Genomic DNA, 10,480 nt, shown 5'->3' with positions numbered 1-10,480 from the left:
AACCCGCTTTCTTGCATGCTGTCTGGGGTTTTCTGTGGGGTGCTGTTCCTAGGTGGGCGGGGGGCGGGCCCGCCGGGGGCCGGCCGGGGGGGGGGGCCGGGCTCCCCGGGCGGACGGGGCGGGGCGGTGGGGGGCGGTCAGCACCAGTGCGGCGCGGCACCGATGTTCTCGATGTAGCGGGCCGAACCCCAGGCCCAGGTGCCGTCGGTCAGCAGGTACCAGCGGTCGTTGCCGTCGATGTTGTCGCCCTTGGTCTTGCAGAAGATGTTGACCACGGTGCCGTACTTCACCGAGCCTACGACCTTGCTGCTGCGGTAGGGCCGGTCGCGCAGCAGCAGCTCCGGCTTGGCGATGACCCGCCCCTTGTAGTTCCGGTTGGGCGCCTGCGGCTGCGCCTGCCCCTGCGCCGGAGCCTCCTGGCGGGCCTCCTTCCGCTGCGCCTCGTGCTCGCGCTGGAGGGCCGAGGCGGACAGCTCGTCCGACGACGGCTTCGGCGCGGCGGCCTCCGTGCGCTGGTCGACGGGGTGGGGGTCCGCCGCCAGAGCGGGAGCGGCGGCCGTGACCGCTGCGAGGGCGCCGGTGGCGACGCAGAGACCGATCCGGCGGAACCGCGAGGGGCGGGACAGGGGGGACATGCTGCCTCCAGGGAAAAGGAAGGGGACCGTGGGGGGACGCGAGCCGGGCTCGCCCTCGTCACGCTAAGTTGGCCACGGAGAGTCCGCAACGCGCACGGTGCGTGAGGTCAGCCGAGTTCGGCGGTCCCCGCACCCTTCGCCCCCGTGTCCCTGGCCTCGTCCCCGTCGTCGACGCGTACGTACTCCGGCAGCGTCAGCCGGGCCAGCGCCCCGCCGTCCGGGGGATTCACGAACTCCAGCCGCGCCCCGATCACCGCCGCCTGGCCCACCGCGATGGTCAGCCCGAGTCCGTGGCCCTTGCCTGCGCCGTCCGTGCGGAACCGCTGCGGACCGCCCTCCAGGAGGTACGCCGGAAAGCCCGGCCCGTGATCGCGTACGGAGACCACCGCGCCCGCCACGTCCAGCACCACGGGCGGGGCGCCGTGCCGGTGGGCGTTGGCCACCAGATTGCCGAGCACCCGCTCCAGCCGCCGCCGGTCGGTCTCCACCGGCACCGGATCAGCGACCCGCACCTCGGTCCGGGTCCCGGAGGCCCGCACCACCCGCTCCGCCACGGGCGGGAGGTCGTGCACGGCCAGGTCGACCTGTTCCGTACGGGCGTCCAGGCGCGAGATCTCCAGCAGGTCCTCGGTCAGCGACCGCATCGCCCGCACCCGGTCCCGCACCAGCTCCGCCGGGCGGCCCGACGGCAGCAGCTCGGCGGCGGCCGAGAGACCGGTGAGCGGGGTGCGCAGCTCGTGCGCCACATCGGCGGTGAACCGCTGCTCCGCCTGGAGCTTGCGCTGGAGGCTGGAGGCCATGGTGTCCAGTGCGCCCGAGACGATCGCCACCTCGTCCTGGCCGCGCACCGGGCGCGCGGTGCGCGGGTCGCCGACCCGGGCGTCGAGGTCGCCCGCGCTGATCCGGCGGGCCACCCGGGCCGTCTGGTGCAGCCGGCGGGTCACCCGGCCGACGGCGACGAGGCCGACGACCAGGGTGGCGGCGATGGCCAGCAGCGAGGAGCCGATGATCGCCCGGTCCAGGCCCCCGATGGTGTTGGCGCTGTGGCTGTAGTCCGTCCAGGTGGCCAGCGCCCGCCCGTCCGCCGGGCCCGCCGCCCACATCGCGGGGCCGCCGCGCCCCTCCGGGTCGCCCGGCCGGTGCGGGCCGTCCGCGACCATGGTGCCGCGCTCGCCGCCCGCCGCCAGGGCGCGGAGCGGGGCGGGCAGCCCCGGCGGGTCGATGCCGGAGCTCCTCGGCAGGGGCTCCCCGGCCTCGTACGCGTCGGTGACCACCTCCAGCCGGGCCAGCGCCTTCTCGCGGGCGTGGGAGACCGTCTGCCGGGTGACCGCGGTGTGCACCAGGACGCCGAGCAGGGCGGCGAGCGTGCAGCACATGACGGTGAGGAAGACCGCGGACTTCCAGGTGAGGGTCGCGGTCCAGGCGGGGGAGCGGAACCGGCGCCGCTTCATGGGCCGTCCGCAGAGGCCGAGGGGGCGGAGGGGGCTGGCGGGGCGGACCGGGGGTTCTCCGGCGTCGTGGACCGGGAGTCCTGGGGCGTGGGGGTCGTGCGCCCCTCGCGCCGCTCCGGGGCCCGCAGGATCTCGTCCCGGGTCGGCAGCATCGCGCGCTGCCGGTCGTCCCAGGACCACGCGGTGCGGTACTCGTACCCGGAGATCGCCGAAGGGGCCCGCATGATCAGGTCCCGGCCCGCCAGCTCCACGCTGATCACGACGTCCGACGTGGACATGATCCGGGTCAGCCCGCCCCGGTCGGCCCGGTACACGCGCACGGCGAGCTGGCGGCCGGGCATCCGGATGCCGAGCACCAGTTCGTCCCTGCCGTCGCCGGTCAGGTCGTGGTAGTACGGGTCCAGGACGGGGCAGTCGGCCGGTGCCGTCCGGCAGGCCCGGACCTGCCGGACCGTCGCGTCGGGCAGCTCGTCCAGGCCGCTGTCCCGGTCGGTCCTGGCCTCCAGCCCGGCCTGCGCCACCGCGACCGGGTCCAGCCGGCGCACATCGCCGCCGGGCACCGTGACGCCGGGGATGCGGGCGGTCTCGCCCTCCCCGTAGTCGTACGGGGCGGCCGACGCGGGCGGCAGGCCGGGCCACAGGCGGGCGGGCTCGACGGCCGAGGGGGTCTCGCCGGCGCTCCGCAGCCCGCCGGCCTCGCCGCAGCCGCAGAGCAGGGCTGACGCGGCCACGGCGAACGCGACGGCGGGGACGCGGACCGGGCGCACGGCTGGCCCTTCTCCTGGACGACAGGGGGCCTACACCCTAAGCGGAAGGCCGTACGCGATGCGCACTTCGTCCCCGTACGTGACCGGCCGCGCTCCGGCTCAGCGCTGGTACGGGCTCAGGGCTGGTACGGGCTCAGGGCTGGTACGCGCTCGGCGCCGGTACGGGCTCAGCGCTGGTACGGGTTCTGCCCCGGCTGCTGCGTGAACCCCTGCTGCGGGGCCTGTCCGTGGCCGCCGTCGGGGCCCGCCCCGTGCTGGGCGAGCAGCTGGTCGGCCTGCTCCTTGGATATCTGCTGCTCCCCGCCGCAGAACGTGCACTGCGTCGCGTACTTCGTCGAGAACGGGAACAGCGGCACGAAGAACAGCGTGAACTTCGTGACCCGCCTGCGCAGGGTGTGCGCGGCCGGGTTGCCGCACCAGCCGCACACCATCGTCAGGATGGCCAGCTGGTGGAGGTAGCCCTTGGTGCCGAAAATGATCATGCCGTGCTCCCTTTCCCCGTCCCCCGGAGCGCCTGCCGGCACAGCGCCAGGAGCTTTTCGTCCTCGTAGGTGTCATGGCTGCCGTACCCGCCGTCCAGCGCGTTGTGCCGGCGTACGGAGGAGAGTTCGGCGCGCAGCACCTGTGCCGCCGCCGACGCCGGGCCGACCGGTCCCGTCCGCGCCAGGCATTCTGCCACCCGGACGCGTACATGGCGGTTCTTCTCCCAGGCGGCGAGCAGCACCTCGGTGCTCTCCTCCGGCCGCCCGGTCACCTCCCAGAGGGCTATCGCCGCGTCCACCCGCAGCCACAGCTCGTCGTGGGCGAGCAGCCCGCGCAGCCGGGGCGCCACCACCGCCGCGTGCGGCCCGAGCGCCCCCAGCACCGCCGCGGCGGCCCGCCGGTCGTGCACCTGGTCGGAGTGGAGCGCCTCGGCCAGCACGGGCAGCACCGCGTCCCGGTCCCCGGCGACCGCCCACAGCGCCTCGGCCGCCTCCGTGGCCGTCCCCGGGCGGCGCAGCATCGCCCGCAACTCCGGCACGGCCTCCCGCGCCGCGGGCCCGAACGAGCCGAGCGCCCGCAGCGCCGCCGTACGCAGCCACTCGCCCCGGTACTCCGGGGCGCCCCGCAGCACCCGCAGCACCTCCGGCGTCGCCTCCCCCGCCCGCAGCGCGGTCAGCCCGGCCAGCAGCGGGCTCGCCCGGTCGTACGCCCCCTCGTCCAGCGCCACCCCGGCGAGCCTGCGCCGCAGCGCATCGGCCAGCGGGCGGGCGGCCGGCCCGAGATGGCCGACCGTGAACCCCAGGTCGTGCGGCACCTCCGGCAGCTCCAGGGCCGCCGCCAGGGCGGGCACCGCGCGGGCGTCGCCGAGCCGGGCCAGCGCCTTCACCGTGGAGCCGAGCCCCGGCGGACCACTGGCCCACTCCTTCACCCAGCCCCCGGGATCGGCCGCCAGCCGGGCCGCCAACGCGTCGGCGGTCGGGGCGGCCAGCGAGAACAGCTCCTCCAGCACGTGCGAGGCGGCCTCGGCCAGCCGGGGCTCGGGGTCGGCGAGCTGCTCGCCGATGAGCGCCACCAGCTCCTCGTACGAGCCGCGCCAGGCCCGTATCAGCCCGCCGCTCATCCGTACCGCGTCGATGCGCTGCCAGCGGTCGGGGCTGCGGAGCTGGTCGATGAGGAGAGCCGTACGGTCCCCGACCCGGTCGTCGAGGCCGACGTGCAGGGTGCGCAGCAGATCGGCGGCCCAGGGGGCGCCCCGTCCGGCGTTCTCCTGGGCCGAGAGCGCGCGCAACTGGCCCACCAGGGTCGGCGCCGAGCCCTGCTCGGCCCGGGAGACGTCCGCCGAGCCGACCGGATCGGCGTCCGGCTCCGCCTCGGCCTCCGGCTCCCCGTCCTTCTCCTGCTCCGGCGCGCCGCCCTGGGCCGAGCGCAGCTCGCGCAGCAGCCCCGAGACGACCGGCACCACATCGCAGGGCAGCGCGTGCGGCGAACAGCGCGCGAGCTGGGCCAGGGCGGCGAGCCGCAGCCCCGGTGCGCGCTCCCGGTCCACCAGCCGGGTCAGCCACTGGGCCACCCGCCCCGCCAGGGGACGGTGGCGCAGGGCGACCCGCCCGGCCGCCTCCACCAGGGCGAGCCGCACCTCCTCGTCGGGCTCCACGGGCAGCCGCTCCCGCAGCAGCGCGAGGACCCGCACGGGATGCCGGTGCAGCGTGGCGAGCGCGAGCGGGGCCGCCAGCCGCACCCCGGGGTCCTCGTCGGCGATCAGCTCGAAGAACACCCCCGCCCCGGCGGTGACCGCGGCCGCCGCCATCGCGTAGTTCGCGGCGCCCTCGATCTCGTCCTCGTCGATCTCGTCCTCGTCGTCCTCGTCCAGATCGAAGCCGCCGATGCTGGTGAGCAGCTCGACCACGCTGCCCCGGTCCTGCACGCCGGGGTCGACGGCGAGCTCGAAGAGGAAGGGGATGCACGCGAGGGTGCAGGCGTAGACGTCCCCCTGGTGGTGCACGGCTCCGTACATCCCGTCGAGCGCGCTCTCCCGCTCCGCCGGATCGGCGGAGGCGAGCCCCCGAAGGAGCACCGGCACATCGTCGGCGGGCCCGTAGGCATGCTCCATCGAAGCCCAGTCGACCTCATCGATTCCCGAGAACACGCCATCCCCTCCCCACGTCACGGCGGCGTCCGCAAGCTCCACCCGCCTCCGGCACACCTGTTCCCCACACCCCTGCGGCGCGTTTCTAAGAAAGCGCCTGCGCAGAGTGTGCACCACGGGTCCGACAATCCACCCGCCACTTGTGGCCTTTCCTCATGCCGTGACCAGGTCATGACCCTGTCATGACGCGGCGGCCGAAAGGGAACCTGTGGGTTGGCTGTGAATTTCCGTGTGCCGACCGCCGGTCAGGGGGAGGCAGCCGGAAGCGGTCGCGCCTGTTCCGGGTCGAGCAACGGGCCGAGAAGCTCCCCGTGGCGCTCCAGCCGCCCGGCCATGTCCTGGGCCCGGAACACCAGCGCCTGCGGCCTGCGGCACGCCTCGATCTCGTCCCAGGTGACCGGTGCGGAGACGGTGGGCTCGGCCCTGGCCCGCAGGGTGTAGGGGGTGGCGGTGGTCTTCGACGCGGAGTTCTGGCTGAAGTCGACGAAGACCTTGCCGGGCCGCAGGGCGCGCTTCATCCGGTGCAGGGCCAGATCCGGCAGGGCGCTCTCCGCCTCCACCGCGAGCCGCTTCGCGTACGCGGACACCTCGGCGGACGGCGTCGGCTCCAGCGGGACCAGCAGGTGCAGGCCCTTGGAGCCGGAGGTCTTCCCGTACGTGAACAGCCCGTCGGCGGCGAGCCGCTCCCGCAGCCACAGGGCCACCGCACAGCACTCCACGACGGTCGCGGGGGAGCCGGGGTCCAGGTCGAAGACCATCCGGTCGGCGGTCGCCGGGGTGTCGGCCCGCCACTGCGGGGTGTGGAGCTCCACCACCAGATTGGCCGCCCACATCAGCGAGGGCAGGCCCTGGACCACCACCTGGCGGGCGGCCGGGTCCTCGCTCCGAGGGACGGGGGTGGTGCGCACCCACTCGGGCGTACCGGGCGGCGGATTCTTGGTGAAGAAGAGCTGCCCCCCGGGGCCGTCCGGATAGCGCAGGAAGGAGACCGGGCGGTCGCGCAGATGGGGCAGGATCGCGCCCGCCGCCGTGGCCGCGTAGTAGTGCAGCACCTCGCCCTTGGTGGTCCCGGTGGCCGGATACAGCACCTTGTCGAGGTTGCTGAGCGAGAGGCGCCGCCCCTCCACCTCCGTGATCGGCGTCATACGATAAGAGTCACACGAATCGCCTGAAAACCTATCTAGTCGTCCTTAAAGGTCAAAAAGGGGTGAACGGTGAGGTCCATATGGAACGGCGCGATCTCCTTCGGGCTGGTCAGCATCCCGATCAAGCTGGTCAACGCCACCGAGAACCACGCGATCCACTTCCGGCAGATCCACCTCGCCGACGGTGGCCGGATCCGGTACCGCAAGGTCTGCGAGCTGGACGAGGAAGAGGTCTCCGGCGGCGAGATCGGCAAGGCCTACGAGGACGCCGACGGCACGATGATCCCGATCACCGACGAGGATCTCGCCCAGCTCCCGCTGCCCACCGCCAAGACCATCGAGATCGTCGCCTTCGTGCCGGCCGACGAGATCGACCCGCTCCAGATGGACGCGGCGTACTACCTCTCCGCCAACGGGGTCCCGGCCGCCAAGCCGTACACCCTGCTGCGCGAGGCCCTCAAGCGCAGCAACAAGGTCGCCGTCGCCAAATACGCCCTGCGCGGCCGCGAACGCCTGGGCATGCTGCGGGTCGTGGACGACGTGATCGCCATGCACGGCCTCCTGTGGCCCGACGAGATCCGCGCCCCCGAGGGCGTCGCCCCGGACAGCGACGTCACGGTCCGCGACGCCGAACTCGACCTGGCGGACGCCCTGATGGACACCCTCGGCGAGGTCGACATGGACAGCCTCCACGACGACTACCGGGAGGCGGTGGAGGAGCTGATCGCCGCGAAGGCGTCGGGGGAGGCGGTGCGGCCGTCGGAGTCGAAGGAGTCGGGCGGCGGCAAGGTCATCGACCTGATCGCGGCTCTGGAGAGCAGCGTCCGGCAGGCGAAGAAGTCCCGGGGCGAGGGGGAGGGCGAGGACCGGGACGAGGAGGAGGGCGAGGGCGAGATGGCGGACGTCCACCCCATCAAGAAGACGCCGTCGGGGCGGACGGCGAAGAAGACGACGCAGCAGAAGCCCGCGTCCAAGTCCACACCCGAGTCCACCGGTACGAAGAAGTCCACGGCGTCCGGTTCGTCCACGGCCAAGAAGACCACCCAGAAGAAGACGGCGTCCAAGACGGCGTCCAAGACGGCGTCCAAGACGGCCTCCACGTCGGACTCCCGGTCGGCCTCCTCGGCCAAGAAGTCCTCTTCCTCGACGAAGAAGCAGACGGGTTCGAGCGGCCGGAACAGCACGAAGAAGACTACGTCCGCGTCCCGCAAACGCGCCTCGGCCTGACCCCGCCGCGTACGGGTTCCCGGCTCCGGCCCCCGCCTGTCGTACGCCACCCGTACGCTACGGCGCATGAGCGCTAAGACCCCCTCGGGACGGGTGATCGACGGCCGCTTCACCCTTGTGGAGCGGCTCGGCAGCGGCGGCATGGGCATGGTCTGGCGGGCCCACGACGAGGCGCTGCACCGTGACGTCGCCCTCAAGGAGGTGCGGCCGCCGGACCCGGGGCTCGCGGAGTACGACCCGGAGGGCGCCCGCACCCTGCGCGCCCGGGTCCTGCGCGAGGCCCGCGCCCTGGCCCGCCTCGACCACCCCAACGTGGTCACCGTCCACCACATCGTCGACCCGGGCGAGGACGGCTACCCCTGGATCGTGATGGAGCTGGTGGCCGGCTCGTCCCTCCAGGACCGGCTGGCCGAAGGGCCCATGGACCCCGTCGACGCCGCCGAACTGGGGCGCGGCATCCTCTCCGCCCTGAACGCCGCCCACGCCTCCGGCATCCAGCACCGTGACGTCAAGCCCGCCAACGTACTGCTGCGCACCGACGGCCGCCCGGTCCTCACGGACTTCGGCATCGCCGCGATCCGCGAGTCGACCAGCCTCACCATGACGGGCGCCCTCATCGGCTCGCCGGACTACATAGCCCCCGAGCGCATCCGGGGCACCGAGGGCGACCCGTCCTCGGACCTCTGGTCGCTCGGCATGATGCTGTACGTCGCCGTCGAGGGCCACCACCCGCTGCGCAAGGCCACCACGCTCGCCACCCTGGCGGCCGTGCTCGACGAGGAGGTGCCCCCGCCGGTACGGGCCGGGGCGCTGGCGCCCGTCCTGACCGCGCTCCTGACCCGCGACATCGCGGCCCGCCCGGACGCGGAGACCCTGGAGGGGATGCTGGCGCAGGCGGCGCGGCCCCGGCCCGCCCCCGATCCCCGCAGCGCCTACGGAGCGGCCCCGGCCGCCCCCGGCCCCCAGCACCCGGCGCCCACCCGGCGAGCCCACCCGCCGGCCCCGGCCCCGCCGCCGGCGCGTCCGACGCCCGCCGGTTCCGGCCACCCGCCGGCCGCCCCCGCCCCTGCCGACGCGCCGCACGACCCGCAGGCGGGCAACCCGTACGCGGGCCCGCCCGCCTCTCCGGCCACTTCCCCGGCCTCCTCCCCGACGGTCACCGACGACGAGGAGCGCAGACACCGCCTCCTGCGCCGGACCCGGGTGATCAGCACGGCCTCGACCATCGTGTCGGCGGCGGTGCTGATGGGCGTCTTCTGGCTGATCGACCCGTCGTTCTTCCGGGGAGGCGGCGGCAGCGGCGACGACCCCACCGACCGCCCCGACACCACGGTGAGCGCCCCGGCGAACGACCCGAGCCCCCCGCCCACCGCCGGAGGCCAGCCGGTCGTGGACGACGACGAGTCCGGGGCGGCCGACGACGACGACGAGGACGCGGCCACCGACCTGCTCACCCCGCAGGGGGCGCGGGAGGCCATCGCGGCGCTCAAGCCGCTCATGGGCGGGACGGAGGTCACCGACTTCACCCTCTACGACGAGCACGCCTCCGCCCAGGCGCCGCTGAAGTCCAACTCCCGCCTCTACGACCGGTTCAGCTACCGGGACGGACAGGCGAAGAACGACGACATGGGCGGCACGCTCATGGCCGGGGACAAGCCGGTCGACCTGGAATCCGTCGACTGGGACGCCCTGCCCGCCCTGCTGCGTACGGCCAGGACGACGCTCAACGTCCCCGACCCGGACAACAGTTACGTGATCGTGGACCCGTCGTCCCCCTTCCACGGCGACCGCCCGGTGCTGCGTGTCTACGTCTCCGACAAGTACGGCGGCGCCTACCTCACCGCGCACCTGGACGGCCGGGTCATCGAGAAGAACCCGCGCGAGGAAGGCTGAGCGAGGGGGGTTCGAGGAGGTCGGCGGGGTGGGCGGACCGCACGCCTCACTCGCCGCCGTCGGCCATGCCGGCGGCCAGTGTGGTGCCGTCGGCCGGGTCGATCAGGAGGAACGAGCCGGTGCGCCGGGAGTCGGCGTAGGTGTCCAGTGCGAGCGGTTCAGCGGTGCGGACGACGACCCGGCCGATGTCGTTGGCGACGAGCTGTCCGGGGGCCGGGTGCTGGGAGAGGTCGTCCAGGGTGAGCCTGGAGGGGATGTCCTCGACCACTGCCTTGACGGTACGCGTGGTGTGCCTGAGCAGCACCCGTTGCCCGGACACGAGAGGGGTGTCCGCCACGTGGCACACGAGTCCCCGCACGCTCCGGGTGAGTGCGGGCGCCGATGCGGTCGGTGCGATGAGGTCGCCGCGGGAGACGTCGATGCCGTCGGCCAGCCGCGCGGTCACCGATTGCGGCGCCCAGGCGATGTCCACGCTCCGGCCGAGCAGGTCGATGCCCACGATGGTGGAGGTGCGGCCCGAGGGCAGCACGGTGACCGGGGCGCCGACCCTGAGGACTCCGGCGGCGATCTGGCCGGCGTATCCGCGGTAGTCGGGGTGCTCGGCGGTCTGCGGGCGGATCACGTACTGCACGGGAAGGCGGGCGTGGCAGGCGGTGAGGTCGTGGCTGACCGGCACCGTTTCCAGGTGCTCCAGGACGGTGGGGCCGCCGTACCAGTCCATGTGCGCGGACGG

Annotated in this window: 8 protein-coding genes and 1 pseudogene; 2 read left to right on the top strand and 7 right to left on the bottom strand. The window is 74.0% G+C overall.

Annotated elements, in window-relative coordinates; genetic code table 11:
- Positions 1-137 precede the first annotated feature (137 nt).
- The 6 genes from AB0917_RS31550 to ligD form a co-directional block, all read right to left on the bottom strand.
- Positions 138-635, bottom strand: a complete 498-nt coding sequence (locus tag AB0917_RS31550) for an SH3 domain-containing protein (protein ID WP_366823124.1) — start codon at positions 633-635, stop codon at positions 138-140.
- Positions 636-742: 107 nt separating this feature from the next.
- On the bottom strand, positions 743-2,086 hold the full coding sequence (locus tag AB0917_RS31545) for a HAMP domain-containing sensor histidine kinase (protein ID WP_366823123.1): 1,344 nt from the start codon (positions 2,084-2,086) through the stop codon (positions 743-745).
- Positions 2,083-2,853, bottom strand: coding sequence for a hypothetical protein (locus tag AB0917_RS31540; RefSeq protein ID WP_366823122.1), 771 nt, complete (start codon positions 2,851-2,853; stop codon positions 2,083-2,085). Before AB0917_RS31540 ends, AB0917_RS31545 begins: the two co-directional genes overlap by 4 nt.
- A gap of 167 nt (positions 2,854-3,020) precedes the next feature.
- Positions 3,021-3,335 carry a zinc-ribbon domain-containing protein gene (locus AB0917_RS31535; protein ID WP_366823121.1) on the bottom strand — a complete coding sequence of 105 codons (315 nt, stop codon included), beginning with the start codon at positions 3,333-3,335 and terminating at the stop codon, positions 3,021-3,023.
- The gene (locus AB0917_RS31530; RefSeq protein WP_366823119.1) at positions 3,332-5,482 is read right to left on the bottom strand and encodes a PBS lyase; all 2,151 of its coding nucleotides are present in this window, start codon (positions 5,480-5,482) and stop codon (positions 3,332-3,334) included. Before AB0917_RS31530 ends, AB0917_RS31535 begins: the two co-directional genes overlap by 4 nt.
- A gap of 245 nt (positions 5,483-5,727) precedes the next feature.
- Entirely contained in the window at positions 5,728-6,627 is a 900-nt protein-coding gene (gene ligD, locus AB0917_RS31525; protein WP_366823118.1) for a non-homologous end-joining DNA ligase, read from the bottom strand.
- A gap of 69 nt (positions 6,628-6,696) precedes the next feature.
- On the opposite strand from ligD, the gene AB0917_RS31520 reads away from it, so the two are divergent.
- Positions 6,697-7,854 carry a Ku protein gene (locus AB0917_RS31520; protein ID WP_366823117.1) on the top strand — a complete coding sequence of 386 codons (1,158 nt, stop codon included), beginning with the start codon at positions 6,697-6,699 and terminating at the stop codon, positions 7,852-7,854.
- A 66-nt stretch (positions 7,855-7,920) separates the two neighbouring features.
- Positions 7,921-9,747: a serine/threonine-protein kinase gene (locus AB0917_RS31515; RefSeq protein ID WP_366823116.1), complete on the top strand. Its 1,827-nt coding sequence runs from the start codon at positions 7,921-7,923 to the stop codon at positions 9,745-9,747.
- A 46-nt stretch (positions 9,748-9,793) separates the two neighbouring features.
- On the opposite strand, the pseudogene AB0917_RS31510 reads toward AB0917_RS31515, so the two are convergent.
- A pseudogene (locus AB0917_RS31510) lies at positions 9,794-10,480 on the bottom strand (hypothetical protein); the annotation flags it as partial.

This window comes from Streptomyces sp. NPDC007346, assembly GCF_040703535.1.
Lineage (GTDB): Bacteria > Actinomycetota > Actinomycetes > Streptomycetales > Streptomycetaceae > Streptomyces.
The sequence above is the reverse complement of the archived record's forward strand: the minus strand, read 5'-3'. Positions and strand labels throughout refer to the sequence as shown.